The organism is Proluteimonas luteida (genome assembly GCF_021191695.1).
GTDB lineage: Bacteria > Pseudomonadota > Gammaproteobacteria > Xanthomonadales > Xanthomonadaceae > Luteimonas > Luteimonas luteida.
This window is the reverse complement of sequence record NZ_JAIWPT010000003.1, coordinates 76328-90634: the sequence shown is the minus strand read 5'-3', so window position 1 is coordinate 90634 and position 14307 is coordinate 76328. Positions and strand designations below refer to the sequence as shown.

Here is a 14307-nt window from a genome sequence, read left to right as displayed (position 1 = left end):
CATTCTAGCTTGCGGCCCAGCGCCGCCCGCGCCTCCGCTCAACCTTCGCCCGGCAGCAGCGGTGGCCTTGCGTCGTACCACTTGCGCGCGCCGGCGACATGCAGCTTGCGATCGCCGTCCTCCAGTTCGACGCCCAGACCGAGCACGCCCCAGCGGGCATACAGGTCGCCCTGCGGCGTTCCGCCGGCGATGCGCAGGCGCGCCAGCAGGTCGATGCGGTCGTTGCTGGCGACGATGCGGTCGAACACGATCTCGTCGTCCCGGACCCGCAGCCGGCCGGTCGCGCTCGCCTCTCCGGAATCGACGAGGTTGGCGATCCAGCGCGGGAACACGCTGCGTTCGGCGAACAGCGCCAGCAGCACGCTGACGTCCTTCATGTCGAGATGGCCTTCACCCTCGAGGGCGAAGGGTTCGCGCCAGTCCAGCGTGCCGGCGTCGAGCCGGAAGCGCGCCCACCACGGCGCGTCGTCGGCGTCCTCCACGCGCACGTTGTCGACGCGCAGGTCGAAGCCCTCGAACGCATAGCGCCGTCCGCCGGTCCGCAGCTGCGCGATCCGGCTGTCGACCCGCAGATCGCCCGACAGCCGCGACGGCCCCAGCGCGATGCGCGCCTGGCGCCCCTGCAGTTGCAAGCGTCCCTGCAGGACCTGGCCGTGCTGATCGAGCGTCAGGTCGCCGCTGGCGGCGCCGCTGCCGGCCAGCAGGCGCGCGCTGCGCGGTGGCAGGTAGCGGTTGTAGGCGCGCAGGTCGGGGATCTCGGCGCCGTCGAAGCGCAGCCGCGCCTGCAGCTGTTCGTGGAAACGCGCGAGGTCGCCGCTCGACGCCAGGTCCAGCCGCAGGTCGCGGCCACGCAGGTAGACCGTGTCCGGCGCGTCGCCCGGCGTCAGCGAGAAGCGCTCGGAGACGACGTCGATCGTCGTACGCAGACCGGCCTCGCCGTCGCGCGCGACCCGGCCGCTGGCGTGGGCGCTGCCGCGGAAGCTGTTGTCGAGGATGTCGACGCGCAACTGCGCGTCCGAGACCCGGAACGTGCTGCCCTCGGCCACGCTGCCGTCCGCCAGCCGCAGTGCGGCCTCCAGGTCGGCTTCGCCGTCGAACTGCAGCCAGTCCTGCGGCGCGATGATCCGGTCGAGCCAGCGCAGGCTGGCGAAACGCCAGCCGAGGTCCACCGTGCCCGACAGCGCGCGTACCGGCCGCAGCCAGTCGTCGGGATCAAGCAGGCGGCGGTCGCCGATGCGCAGGTCCGCATGCAACCGGGTGGGATTGTCGCCCTGCCGCGGCACCCGGGCCGCGATCGCGATGCCCGCCGGCTGCACCCGCAGCGCGACGCCCAGCGGGTGCCGGACCGGCTGGCCCTGCGCGTCGAGGCCGGACACCGGCGCCGACCAGTCGAGCCGGCTGCCGGGCACCAGCACGCCGCGGTGCATCGCCAGGTCGGCGCGCACATGGCCGGCATCGTCGCCGGCCGCGATCGGCAACGGCTGGTCGCCGCGTGCCTGCAGGTCGATGCCCGGGGCGCGGCCGTCGACGCGCAGGGTCGCGTCGAGCAGCACCAGCTTGTCGTCGCCCTGCGCCTGCTGGCGCAGGTGCGCCGGGATCGCGATGCCGAACTCGAGCGCGGCGTCGCGCACCAGTTCGAAGCCGCCGACCGACAGGGTCGCGTCCGGCATCTCCAGCGTCGACGGCAGCACTTCCATCGGCCCGCCCGCCATCGTCTTGACGAAGCCGAAGCGCGCGGCCCCGGTGCCGGTCACGCGCGCGTCGTAGAAGTCCATCCGCAGCAGGCTGGGCGTGGTGATCGCATCGAAGCGCAGGGTCCAGGGCGACTTGCCGGGCCGCTTCGTCGACGGCAGGTCGGTGGCCGCGCGCGCCACATGCAGCGACACGTCACGGGCACGGATCGTACCGAAGCGCACTTCCTTCCACAGCAGCGGCAGCAGCTTGATGCGGCCCTGCGCGACCGGCGTGGCGGCGGTCCAGCGGGTGGTGCGCGCATGCCCGCCCATGACCACGCCACGGGCGTGGATCTGCCCCGGATACAGGCTTGCCGCCCAGTCCCACTGCGCGTGATAGCGCTCGGGCTTGCGGTTGATCGTGGAGACGCCGATCGCGCTGTTGAGGAACACGTTGGCCGCGATCAGGTACAGCAGGTACAGCGCCAGCACGGCCCAGGCGGCGCGGCGCAGGCCGCGGCGATGGGCGCGGAGCGGGGAAAGGATGCGTCTTGGCATCCGGCAAGCATCCCTCAGGTGCGGTGACGGCCATCTGCACAGGCCGCCGCGCGACGGCCCGGGAACGGGCGTTGTCCCCGTGCGGAACCGCCGCCCCGGGCGCGATCGCTCAGATCGCGCCGCCGAGCAGCAGCAGGCCGATGCCGAGCAGCAGGATCGGCAGCAGTACCAGCAGGGCGATGCCGAGCGCGAGCCAGTTCGAGCGCATCGGCAGGCCGGCATCCTGGCGCTGCGTGATCGCCTGGCCCTGGTAGCGGCCCGCGATCATCGTCATCGCGATGATCGTCGGCACGGTGATCACGACGCCGGGAAAGTTCTCGGGCAGGAACGCGCCGAGCAGCAGTGTCGCGACCAGCGCCAGCAGCGACAGGCCGATCGTCGGCCAGAACTTCTCCGGCTTTCCCATCGCGCGGAAGTTCATCGCCATGATCAGGCCGCCGGCCAGTACCGAGCCGAAGAAGGTGGCGATACCGACGGCGGCGATCTTGAACAGCGGCGCGCCGGCATCGGCATCGGCCACGGACGGAGAGAGCGGCGCGGCGGGCGGCGCGTAGGGGCTGCGGTCGTGGGATGCGTCCATGCGTCTTCCGGCATGCTGGGAAAGAGTGCGGACGCTAGCACGCGGGCACGCCGATGCCCAGATACGACGACGCCCGCGTTGCCGCGGGCGTCGTTCTGCAGCGCATGGCCGCCGCCGGCCTACTCGACGTCGAGGAAGCTGCGCAGCTGCTCGCTGCGCGAGGGGTGGCGCAGCTTGCGCAGCGCCTTGGCCTCTATCTGGCGGATGCGCTCGCGGGTGACGTCGAACTGCTTGCCGACTTCCTCGAGGGTGTGGTCGGTGTTCATGTCGATGCCGAAGCGCATGCGCAGCACCTTGGCCTCCCGCGGGGTCAGCCCGGCGAGCACGTCGCGGACGGTCTCGGACAGGTTGATGTTGGTGGTGTTCTCGATCGGGGACTCCACGTTGGTGTCCTCGATGAAATCGCCCAGGTGCGAGTCCTCGTCGTCGCCGATCGGGGTCTCCATCGAGATCGGCTCCTTGGCGATCTTCATCACCTTGCGGATCTTGTCCTCGGGCATGTCCATTTCCTTGGCCAGCTCCTCCGGCGTGGCCTCGCGGCCGTACTGCTGGAGCATCTGCCGGGAAATGCGGTTGAGCTTGTTGATCGTCTCGATCATGTGCACCGGGATGCGGATGGTGCGCGCCTGGTCGGCGATCGAGCGCGTGATCGCCTGGCGGATCCACCACGTGGCGTAGGTCGAGAACTTGAAGCCGCGACGGTGCTCGAACTTGTCGACCGCCTTCATCAGGCCGATGTTGCCCTCCTGGATGAGATCCAGGAACTGCAGGCCGCGGTTGGTGTACTTCTTGGCGATCGAGATCACCAGGCGCAGGTTGGCCTCGACCATCTCCTTCTTGGCCTTGCGCGCCTTGGCCTCGCCATAGGCCATCGCCCGGTTGATCTCCTTGAGGTCGCCCAGGGTCACGCCCATCGCCTTCTCGACCGCCAGCGTGGCTTCCTGCTCGGCGACGATCTGGTCGCGCACTTCCTTCAGGCCCGACGACCACTTCTGCTTGCGCTTGATCATCTCGTCCGCCCAGCCGGTATTGGTCTGGTTGCCGTCCCAGGCGCGGATGAAGTCCTTGCGCGGCATCTTGGCGACCTTGGTCGACAGGTCGAGGATGCGGCGCTCGTGGTTCTTGATGTCGGCAACGACGTCGCGCAGGTTGCGCACCAGCACGTCGGTCAGCGGCAGCGGCAGCTTGAAGGTCATGAACACGTCGGCCATCTCGCCGCGCAGCTTGACCACCGGCTTGGCGGTCGCGCCGTTCTTGGCGTAGGACTTCTGGAACTTGCCGTACAGGTCGGCCATCACGTCCATGCGGCGCAGCACCTCGGCCGGGTCCGGACCGGTCGGGCCGGCGGCCTCCTCCTCGCCGTCGTCATCGTCGTCGCTGTCGTCGTCGCCGTCGCTGTCGGTGTCGCTGGTGTCGGACGCCGGCGCTGCGGCGGAGGCGGCCGCGGCGGCGTCCTCCTCCTCGATCAGGTCGTTGAAGCCGACCACGATCTCGGCCAGGCGCTTCTTGCCCGCCTTGTGCAGCTCGTATTCCTCGAGCAGCAGCGCGACCGAGCCCGGGAAGCTGGCGACCGAGGCCATCATCTGGCTCAGGCCTTCCTCGATGCGCTTGGCGATCGCGATCTCGCCCTCGCGGGTCAGCAGCTCGACCGTGCCCATCTCGCGCATGTACATGCGCACCGGGTCGGTGGTGCGGCCACCCTCGGTGTCGAGCGAGGTCAGCGCGGCGGCGGCTTCCTCGGCCGCGGTCTCGTCGACTTCGCGGTTGCCGCTGGACTCGCCGGCGAGCAGCAGGGTCTCGGCATCGGGCGCCACTTCATGGACATCGATGCCCATGCCGTTGATCATGCCGATGATGTCCTCGATCTGCTCCGGGTCGACCATGTCGTCCGGAAGGTGATCGTTGACTTCGGCATAGGTCAGATAGCCCTGCTCCAACCCCTTGCTGATCAGGAGCTTGATGTCGGACTGCTGGGCGGGACGTTCATTCGCCATGTGGCGCACCGTGGGAAAAGTGAACCCGTAATTATACCACCAGCGGGGCCGGGATCATGCCCGCATCTGGAAGGCGACCGGGCCGTCATCGGCCGGGCTGACCTCTCATATGGGCACCGGAACGGCCGGTTTCCACCCGTCCCGGCAAAAATGCGCCCTCCGCCGCCGTTCCGGACCCGCGGCGACGCACAGGCGGCGCGGCGTCACGCCTTCAGCAGGAAGGTCACCGGACCGTCGTTGGTCAGGCTGACGGCCATATGGGCCCCGAAACGGCCGGTTTCCACCGGGGCCGGATGCCGCGTCCGGCATTCAGCCAGCAGTCGGCTGAATACCGCCTCGGCCTCGTCCGGAGGCGCCGCGGTACTGAAGCCGGGCCGCATGCCCGAGCGGGTGTCGGCGGCCAGGGTGAACTGGCTGACCAGCAGCAGTCCGCCGCCGGTATCGGCCAGCGAGCGGTTCATGCGCCCCGCGTCATCGGCGAACACCCGGTAGCCGAGCAGGCGGCCGGCCATGCGCGCGACCTGGTCGGCGCCGTCGCCGGGCTCGATGCCGACCAGCGCCAGCAGGCCGGGGCCGATGGCGCCCACGGTCTCCCCGTCCACGGTCACGGCGGCGTGGCTGACGCGCTGGATAAGGGCGAGCATGCGGTCGGTGCGGGCGGCGACGGGACGTCCATGGCCGGCCAGCAGACCACAGCAGCGCGTGGATCGCCAGCCACCGGTGCGGGGCAGGCGCCCCTGCGTTGCGGCGGGCGCTTGCCGATAGACTTGCGCGATGCCCGGATTGCTGGCCCGTGTCCTCTACCTGCTCGCGACCGCCGTCGGCGCACTGCCGGCCGCCGTGCTGCGCGCCCTCGCCTCGGCGTCGGCCACGCTCGCCCGCGTCCTCGGCACCCGCGAGAGCCGGGTCGCCCGGCGCAACCTCGAACTCGCGTACCCGGAACTGTCGCCGGACGAGCGCGACGCCCTGCACCGCGCGGTGCTGCGGACCACCGCGCTGCAGACGCTGGAGACGCTGCGGCTGTGGACCCGGCCGCATGCGCGCAACCTGGGCATGATCCGCACGACCCATGGCGTCGGCCTGTTCGACGCGGCGCTGGCATCGGGCCAGGGCCTGATCGTCGCCGCCCCGCACTACGGCAACTGGGAGCTGCTGAACCAGTGGCTGGCCGCGCGCACGCCGATCTCGATCCTGTACCGGGCGCCGGAGTCCGCGGTCGGCGAGGCCTTCCTGCGCCTGGTCCGCGCCGGCGACCACGCACGCGTGCAGCAGGTCCGCGCCGAAGGCCCGGCGGTGCGGCAGCTGTGGAAGACCCTCAAGGCCGGCGGCGTCGTGGGAATCCTGCCCGACCAGCAGCCCAAGGCCGGCGACGGCGAGTTCGCGCCATTCTTCGGCCTGCCGGCGTTGACGATGACCCTGGTCTCGCGGCTGGCCGAACGCACCGCTGCGCCGGTGCTGTTCGCGTATTGCGAGCGTATCGGCGACGGACCGGACTTCGCCCTGCATATCGAGCCCGCGCCCGACGGCATCGCCGCTGCCGACCCGCTGCGCGGCGCCGCCGCGCTCAACGCCGCGGTCGAGCACATCGCCCGCCGCGACCCGGCGCAGTACCAGTGGACCTACAAGCGCTACAAGGCCCGACCTTCCGGCTCGGGCGACGACAATCCCTATCTGGACCTGGAACGCCGCCGATGACGGGCCCCGAATCCCGCGATGCCGCCCCGCCGCTCCCCGCGCCGGCCCCTGCCGGCGCCGATACGCCGGCACTGCCGACCGACAGCTGGCAGCCGCTGCCGGTGCGGGCGCGCACGCTGGCGACGATCAGCGCCCTGCTCGGCACCCTGCTCCCGCTGCTGGTCGCGCTGGTCCCCGGGCTGGTCTTCATCGGCCGCGACACCCCGGCGCTGGCCGTCTATGCCGCACTGCTGGTGCTGCTGCCGGCGTGGACGGTGTGGATCGCCCGGCGGCGCTGGCTGCGCACGCGCTGGCGGCTCGACGACGACGGTTTCGGCGTGCGCCGCGGCCACCTGTGGCGCCGCGACACCCGGGTGCCGGGCACCCGCGTGCAGCATCTGGACATCCAGCGCGGCCCCCTGGAACGCGTCTTCGGCCTGTCCACGCTGACCGTGCACACCGCCGGTACCCACAACAATTCCGTGGTGCTGGCCGGGCTCGACCACGTCGAGGCCGAGCGCCTGCGCGATGCGCTGGCCAGCCGCGCCGCCCGCGACGGCGACACCGACGATGAAGGCGACGATGACGACGCCGGCTGAGCCCGCGCCAGCCACGCCGCCGCTGCCGCTCGACAGCGAGCACCGCCTGCACCCGTGGTCGTGGCTGTTCGTGCTGCTGCAGAACCTGCGGCAGTTCATCGTGCCGCTGGCGGTGCTGGTGTTCGCCGGCCGCGGCCGCGGCGACGGGCTGCCGGTGTGGCTGCCGCTGATCGGCGTCGCCGCGCTGGTGCTGGTGTCGGTCTGGCAGTACCTGACCTACCGCTACCGCATCGCCGACGACCGGCTGATCGTACGCAGTGGACTGCTGGAACGCAGCGTCCGCCAGATCCCGTACTCGCGGATCCACAACGTCGCCATCCACCAGTCGCTGCTGCACCGCTTGCTGGGCGTGGCCGAGGTGCGGCTGGAATCGGCCGGCGGACACAGGCCCGAGGCGCAGATGCGGGTACTGACGATGCCCCAGGCACTGGCGCTGGAACGGCTGATCCGCAACCGCGGGCAGGCGGCCGCGGACGATGCGCAGACCGCGGCGCCGGCCGGCCGGACCCTGCTGGCACTGTCGACGGCGGAAGTGGTCAAGCTGGGACTGATCTCCAATCGCGGCATGATCGTCGTCGCCGGCGCGTTCGCGCTGGCCTGGCAGGTGCTGCCCGACCGCGCGATGGGCGACTGGCTGCTGCGTGGCGGGCGCCAGGCGGCCGACTATGCCAACACGTTCGGCACCACCTGGCTGGCCAAGGCGGCGAGCGTGGCGCTGGTGCTGGCCGTGGCGCTGGCCCTGATCCGGGCGTTCTCGGTGCTGCTGGCCCTGGTGCGCTACCACGGCTTCCGGCTGCAGCGCCAGGGCCGCCGCCTGACGGTCGAGCGCGGCCTGCTGAGCCGCTCGCGCAGCAGCGTGCCGCGCCGGCGCATCCAGGCCTGGACCCTGCGCGAAGGCCTGCTGCACCGGCTGTTCGCGCGACGCACGCTGGAGATCGACACCGCCGCGGCGCGCGGCGGCAACGGCCAGTCCGGCGGGGGGGATGCCGGGCACCGGCTGGATGCGCTGGCGCCGATCGCACCGCCGGCAACCTGCGACGCGATCGTCCGCGACGTGGCGACGCTGCCGACGTGGCCGCCTGCCGACTGGCAGCCGCTGCACCCGCGCGCCTGGCTGCGGCTGCTGCTCGGCGACGTCGTGGTGACGGCGCTGCTGTGCGCGGCGCTGGGCTGGTTCTTCCACTGGTGGGGGCTGCTGGGCCTGCTGTGGCTGCCGTGGTCGGCCTTCGTCGCCCGCCGCCACGCCAGCCGCGCCGGCTATGCGATCGACGACACCCTGGTCGCCGTGCGCGAGGGCTGGTGGACCCGGCACTGGCGCTTCGCCGAGGTCGACAAGCTGCAGACCGTGGAACTGCGGCAGTCGCCGCTGGACCGCGGCTTCGGCATGGCCGCGGTCTGGTTCGATACCGCCGGTGCCAATCCGCTGGCGCCGCAGCTGCGGCTGCGCTACCTGCCGCTGGCCACCGCCGAACGCATCCACGCGACCCTGGCGAAGGAGATCGCGCGGCGGCCGCTGCGCTGGTGAGCCCGCCGCGACGCAGGCTGGTTTTTTCGAGAATGGACGCCATATCGCCCCATGCCGTCCCCACATGTCGTTCCCCGTCCGCGCCGCCGCGCGGCCGGTGGCAGGAGTCACCGATGTCCCGCTCGTCCGAATCCGGCCCGCCCGCCAGCGTCCCCCCGTCGTCCGCCGCCGCGCTGTTCGGCGATCCGGCGGTCATCCGCTGCGAACGCGCTGTCTCGGAGCTGCGCCAGGGGCGGCCGGTGGTCATCGCCGGCCCGTCGGGCGCACGCCTGGCCTTCATCACCCTCGACGGCAGCACCGCGGGCAGCTACGCGCGGTTCGCCCGCGCCGCCGGCGACCGCCAGCACCTGACGGTCACCGCACGCCGCGCGGACGTATTGGGCCTGCAGGCGCCCGACGGCGCCCGGATTCCGCTGGCAGGCGTCGGCCACGACGCACTGGGCGCACTGGGCTTCCTGCGCGACGCCGGTGCGCCGGCGCACTGGCAGCCGGCGACCGCGCTCGACGCCGCGGGCGTGGAACTGGCCCGGCTCGGGCTGATGCTGCCGGCGCTGATCGCGGTCGATCTCGGCGACGGCGACAGCGCGTTCGCCGCCTGCTGCCAGGTCTCGATCGCCGACCTGGAGGCCGGCAGCGCGGGCGCGGCCGACGATTTCGAGCTGGTCACGCGCGCGCCGGTGCCGCTGCGCGACGTCGGCATGACCGACTTCGTGGTGTTCCGTGGCGGCGTCGCCCAGCGCGACCAGGTCGCGGTCGTGGTCGGCAATCCCGACGTCGATGCCGTGGTCCCGGTGCGGGTGCACTCCTCGTGCCTGACCGGCGACCTGTTCGGCTCGCTGAAGTGCGACTGCGGCGACCAGCTTCGCGCCGGCCTGCTGGCGCTCAAGGCGCTCGGCGGCGGCGTCCTGCTGTACCTCGACCAGGAGGGCCGCGGCACCGGCATCGCCGCGAAGATGCGCGCCTACGGCTACCAGCACGAGGGCCTGGACACGATCGACGCCGACGCCCAGCTCGGCTTCGGCGCCGACGAACGCCGCTACGGCACCGCCGCGGCGATGCTGCAGGGCCTGGGCATCCGCCGCGTCGCGCTGCTGACCAACAACCCGGACAAGGTCGCGCGGCTGCGCGAGGCCGGCATCGACGTCGTCGAGCGCCACCCGCTGACCGGCCACGTCACCGCCGAGAACGAGCAGTACCTGCGCACCAAGGCGCGCCGCGCCGGGCATGCGCTGGACGTGGATGCGCTGATCCGCGCGATGGAGTGACGCTCAGCGGCGCCGCGCGCGCAGGTAGTGCGAGAGCATGCCGAACCAGTGCTCGATGCGCTTGGTCAACGGCATCGGCGCCCGGAACAGCAGCCAGCTGTAGGCACGCAGTTCGAAGAACGTCGGCCGCGGCTTGGTACGGAACTCGGCCTTGGCGATGCGCAACCAGCGCGGGGTGACGCCGGCCCGCGCACGATAGAACTCGAGCATGCGCTCGCCGCGCGCCATGTAGCGGCAGGTGTTCAGGGGAGCGGCCGAATAGTCCTTCAGCGCGTTGCGCCCATGCTCCCGGTGCCGGACCAGCGTATCGCCGAGGTAGAACTTGCGCGCACCGAGGATCTCGCTGCCGAAGGCCAGGCAGTCGTCGGGACGCGACACCCACTCGGCGGCCATCGCCGCCGGCATGTCGAGGATCCGGGTCATCAGCGGGCGCCGCAGGCTGAGCGCGGACGTCGCCGTCGCCTGCCAGCGGTGCACGAACGCGCCCAGCAGGATCGAGATGCCCAGGTCGCGGTCTTCGCGGTCGCGCAGCATCGGCCGCTCCACATCCCCGAACAGCAGCATGTTCGTGTACACGAACCCGACATCGGCATGCTCCCGGTACACGGCCGCGATCCGTTCCAGATAGCCGGGCTCCCACAGGTCGTCGGAATCGAGCAGGGCGACGACATCGCCGCGGAGATACGCGAATCCGTTGCGCCAGGCGGCCAGTTGTCCCGCGTTGTCCTGCTCGATCAGCAGCACGCGCGGATCGTCGCCGAACGCCGCCCGCAGCACCGCGACGGAATCGTCGCGCGAGCCGTCGTCGACGACGACGATCTCCAGCGCCGGATAGCTCTGCCGCAGCACCGAGCGCACCGCGTCGACGACGTAGCCGGCGTAGTTGTAGCTGGAGACCAGCACGCTGATCGTGGGCGATGCCGTCGTCGCACCGCCGTCCGGCATCGCCTCCCGGCGCCCAGGATCGCTATTCTCAGTCATCGATGCCGTCCTCCGCCTCAGCGCGCCCGGCCAGCGACAGGAACAGGGCCTGGTAGCGTGCGTTCATCAACTCGCGGCCATGCCGCTCGACCGCGACCCGGTGCGCCTCCGCGCCCAGGCGCGCTGCCTCCGCCTCCGACTGCAGCAACGTCGCCAGCACGTCCGCCAGCGCTTCCGGATCCGCTTCCGGCACCAGCCGGCCGTCCACACCGTCGTCGATCACCTCGCGCACCCCGGGCACCGCGCTGCCGACCACCGCGCAGCCGGCGGCCATGCCTTCGAGCAGCGCCAGGGGCATGCCTTCGTAGTGGGTGCTGAGCACGCAGATCCGGTGCGCCATCAGCAGCCCCGGCACGTCGCGGCAGATGCCGGGGAACGTCACCTGCCCTTCCAGTCCCAGGCTGCGCACCAGCGTCTCGACCCGCCCACGATGCGACGCCTTGCCGCCGCCGACCAGCAGCACCGGCGGTTGCAGCCCGCGCCCACGCAGCAGTGCCACCGCGCGCACCAGCGTGTCGTGGTCCTTCTGCGCGGAGAAGCGCGCCACCATCACGATGCCGGGCGTGCGGCCGGCCATGGCATGCGCCGGCGCGGCGGAAAACGGCTGCAGCGCGATGCCGTTGGGAATCGCGACCGTGCGGTCCTCCGGCATGCCCATTTCGAGAAGACGCAGGCGCACGCCTTCCGAGCAACCGACGATCCGTGCGGTGCGCCGCGCCAGCCAGCGCGTCTGTGCCAGCCGCCACCGGGTGTAGCGCTCGCGCGTGTTGTGCTCGACGTGGACCAGCGCGGGCACGCCGGCGATCAGCCCCGCATAGCGGCCCCACAGGTGCTCGCTGAAGCCGTGTGCGACCAGCACGTCCGGGCGGAATTCCCGGCACAGCCGCACCAGCGCGTGGATGGTGGCGGCGTGCGACCAGCCCGGGACCACGACGACCGGCAGGCCTTCCTGCTCGAGCTCGCGGATCCGCGCGGGATCGGTGCGGCGCTTGCGGCGCAGGGCGAGCATCGGCTGCACCGGCCCGGGCCCCAGCGCCGCCCGCACCAGCGAGATCGCCACCTGCGTCGCACCGCCGGAAAAGCCGCCGGTGACGAAATGCAGGACGCGGACGGGGGCGGTATCGGATGCGGCGGGCATGCGGCATTGTCCATCGAAACCCGGCCCGGCGGCACCCGTGCGCCGGCGCCGGCGTCGCGACGCCGATGCCGGCATCGGGGACAATGCCCGCCTGCCTGCCCCCGGAATCGCTGTACATGACCGCTCCACTGCCCCTGTCGGGCGTCGTGATCACCCGCAACGAGGCCGACCGCATCGGGCGCTGCCTCGCGTCGCTGGCGCCGGTCTGCGCCGAGCTGCTGGTCGTGGATTCCGGCTCGACCGACGCGACCGTCGACATCGCGCGCGCGGCCGGGGCCCGGGTCGTGCACCAGGACTGGCTCGGCTTCGCCGCGCAGAAGACCCTGGCCACGTCGCTGGCGCGGCAGCCCTGGGTGCTGCTGCTCGATGCCGACGAATGGCTGGACGACGGGGCCGGTCCGGCGCTGCGCGCGCTGTTCGCGTCGGACCGGCTCGAATCCTGCGATGTGTGGTGCCTGCGCAGGCGCACGCGCTTCCTCGGCCATCCGCTGCGCTTCGGCGGCTGGAGCCGCGAATGGGTGCACCGCCTGTCCCGGCCCGACATGCGCTATCTGCCGGTGCTCGTCCACGAAGGCCCCGACCTCGCCGGCCTGCGCGTGGGCCATTGCGATGCGCGGATCGAACACGAGACCGCGCGCTCGCGCGCCGAGTACCGCGCCAAGCTGTCCGGTTACGCGCAGCTCTGGGCGAGCCAGCGCCATCAGGCCGGCAGGCGGGCCGGGCCGCTGGCCGCGCCCGTCCATGCGCTGGCCTACTGGCTGAAGCACTACGTGCTGCAGGGCGGGTTCCTCGACGGCGCGACCGGCTGGCGCTTCCATGCCTGCCACACGCGCTACGTCTACGAGAAATATGCGCGACTGCGGCGGATGCAGGGGAATGCCGCCGCCGACCCGCGCGCCTGAAGCGACCGCCCCCGAAAGGAGCGGCGCCACGATCGGCAGGTTCTCCGGCCGCTCAGCCCGTCCTGCGCAGCCGCGCGTAGAAGAACCCGTCGGTGCCGTCGTCGCCCGGCAGGCGCTGGCGGCCGACGCCGCTGTCGCGGCCGAAGCGCGCGTCCAGCGGATCGGCACGGAACCGGGGATGCCGGGCCAGGAACGCATCGACCTGCGCCGCATTCTCGCGCCGCAGGATCGAGCAGGTGGCGTACAGCAGCACGCCGCCGGGCGCGACGACGCCGGCCAGTGCGTCGAGCAGGCGCGCCTGCAGGTCGACCAGCGCGTCGACGTCGCGCGCGCGGCGGTGCAGCAGCACGTCGGGCTGGCGGCGGACGATGCCGGTCGCCGAGCACGGCGCGTCCAGCAGCACCGCGTCGAACGGCGTGCCGTCCCACCAGTTGCCGACGTCCAGCGCATCTTCCGCGCGCAGCCGCGCCGAGGCGCCGACGCCGAGCCGGGCGAAAGTCTCGCCGATGCGCGCCACCCGCGGCGCGGCGATGTCGAGCGCCAGCAGGCGCAGCGCCGGGTCGCGCTCCAGCAGGTGCGCGCTCTTGCCGCCGGGCGCGGCGCAGGCGTCGAGCACGCGCGCGCCGGCGGGCGGGGCCAGCGCATCGGCGACCAGCTGCGCGGCGCCGTCCTGCACCGACACCGCACCATCGGCGAAACCCGGCAACGCGTCGACCGGCACCGGCGTATCGAGCACCACCGCATCGGCCGCGAGCGCCGCGGGCCGCGCCTCGATGCCGGCCTCGCGCAGCCTGTCGAGATAGGCCTCTCGGCTGCCGCGGCGACGGTTGACCCGCAGCCACTGCGGCGCGGGCGCGGCGCTGGCGGCGACGATCGCGTCGGCCGCATCCGGCCAGTCCCGCCGCACCTCGCCCAGCAGCCACGCCGGCCATGCGGCGTCGGCCGGTGCCGCCGGCAATCCCTCCTTCTGCGCGCGCCGCAGCAGGGCATTGACCAGCCCGGCCTGATGCGCGCGGCCGAGCAGGCGCGCGGCATCGACGGTGGCGTTGAGCGCGGCATGGTCCGGCAGCTGCATCGGATCGAGCTGGGCGAATCCCGCGTACAGCAGCGCGCGCAGCGCTGCATCGCGGCGCGGCAACGGCCGCGGCATCCACGCGGCCAGCGCGGCGGCGTAGCGGGCCTGGTTGCGCAGCGCGGCGAAGCAGATCGCCTCGACCAGCGCGCGGTCGCGCGGATCGGCGATTCCCGGCAGCGCCGCCGACAGTTCCGCCTTCAGCGAACGGCCGCGATGCAGCACCGCATCGAGCACCTGCGCCGCGACGACGCGCACGCGGCTGCCGGGCGCGGCGCTCATGCCGGCCACGCGACGGCCCCCTGGCGACGACCACAGGGCGCCACGGCGCCGGTGCGCGCCACCG

The 14307-nt window shown here is 72.4% G+C and carries 12 protein-coding genes; 5 read left to right on the top strand and 7 right to left on the bottom strand.

Annotated elements, in window-relative coordinates; translation table 11 throughout:
* Positions 1-38: 38 nt before the first annotated feature.
* The 4 genes from LDO26_RS03925 to dtd form a co-directional block, all read right to left on the bottom strand.
* Positions 39-2231, bottom strand: coding sequence for an AsmA family protein (locus tag LDO26_RS03925; RefSeq protein ID WP_232129777.1), 2193 nt, complete (start codon positions 2229-2231; stop codon positions 39-41).
* 109 nt (positions 2232-2340) lie between these two features.
* On the bottom strand, positions 2341-2811 hold the full coding sequence (locus LDO26_RS03920; protein ID WP_232129776.1) for a hypothetical protein: 471 nt from the start codon (positions 2809-2811) through the stop codon (positions 2341-2343).
* A 119-nt stretch (positions 2812-2930) separates the two neighbouring features.
* Complete coding sequence (gene rpoD, locus LDO26_RS03915) at positions 2931-4805, bottom strand: RNA polymerase sigma factor RpoD (protein WP_232129775.1); 1875 nt, start codon at positions 4803-4805, stop codon at positions 2931-2933.
* Positions 4806-5008: 203 nt separating this feature from the next.
* Positions 5009-5449, bottom strand: a complete 441-nt coding sequence (gene dtd, locus LDO26_RS03910; protein ID WP_232129774.1) for a D-aminoacyl-tRNA deacylase — start codon at positions 5447-5449, stop codon at positions 5009-5011.
* A 130-nt stretch (positions 5450-5579) separates the two neighbouring features.
* On the opposite strand from dtd, the gene LDO26_RS03905 reads away from it, so the two are divergent.
* From LDO26_RS03905 to ribA, 4 genes are all read left to right on the top strand, one after another.
* The gene (locus LDO26_RS03905) at positions 5580-6500 is read left to right on the top strand and encodes a lauroyl acyltransferase (protein ID WP_232129773.1); all 921 of its coding nucleotides are present in this window, start codon (positions 5580-5582) and stop codon (positions 6498-6500) included.
* Positions 6497-7078 (top strand): PH domain-containing protein, encoded by a 582-nt coding sequence (locus tag LDO26_RS03900; RefSeq protein ID WP_232129772.1) that lies wholly within the window; start codon positions 6497-6499, stop codon positions 7076-7078. Before LDO26_RS03905 ends, LDO26_RS03900 begins: the two co-directional genes overlap by 4 nt.
* Positions 7062-8603 carry a PH domain-containing protein gene (locus LDO26_RS03895; protein WP_232129771.1) on the top strand — a complete coding sequence of 514 codons (1542 nt, stop codon included), beginning with the start codon at positions 7062-7064 and terminating at the stop codon, positions 8601-8603. Before LDO26_RS03900 ends, LDO26_RS03895 begins: the two co-directional genes overlap by 17 nt.
* Before the next feature lie 113 nt (positions 8604-8716).
* Positions 8717-9868, top strand: coding sequence for a GTP cyclohydrolase II RibA (ribA, locus tag LDO26_RS03890; protein WP_232129770.1), 1152 nt, complete (start codon positions 8717-8719; stop codon positions 9866-9868).
* A 3-nt stretch (positions 9869-9871) separates the two neighbouring features.
* Here the strand turns inward: ribA and LDO26_RS03885 are convergent, their stop codons facing one another.
* Together LDO26_RS03885 and LDO26_RS03880 are read right to left on the bottom strand one after the other, a co-directional pair.
* Positions 9872-10849, bottom strand: a complete 978-nt coding sequence (locus LDO26_RS03885; protein ID WP_232129769.1) for a glycosyltransferase family 2 protein — start codon at positions 10847-10849, stop codon at positions 9872-9874.
* Entirely contained in the window at positions 10842-11987 is a 1146-nt protein-coding gene (locus LDO26_RS03880; RefSeq protein WP_232129768.1) for a glycosyltransferase, read from the bottom strand. The genes LDO26_RS03885 and LDO26_RS03880 overlap by 8 nt, the downstream gene beginning before the upstream one ends.
* Positions 11988-12103: 116 nt before the next feature.
* Here LDO26_RS03880 and LDO26_RS03875 point away from each other — a divergent pair, with 116 nt between their 5' ends.
* Positions 12104-12889, top strand: coding sequence for a glycosyltransferase family 2 protein (locus tag LDO26_RS03875; protein WP_232129767.1), 786 nt, complete (start codon positions 12104-12106; stop codon positions 12887-12889).
* A gap of 52 nt (positions 12890-12941) precedes the next feature.
* Here the strand turns inward: LDO26_RS03875 and rsmB are convergent, their stop codons facing one another.
* Positions 12942-14243 (bottom strand): 16S rRNA (cytosine(967)-C(5))-methyltransferase RsmB, encoded by a 1302-nt coding sequence (rsmB, locus tag LDO26_RS03870; protein ID WP_232129766.1) that lies wholly within the window; start codon positions 14241-14243, stop codon positions 12942-12944.
* Positions 14244-14307: the final 64 nt, after the last annotated feature.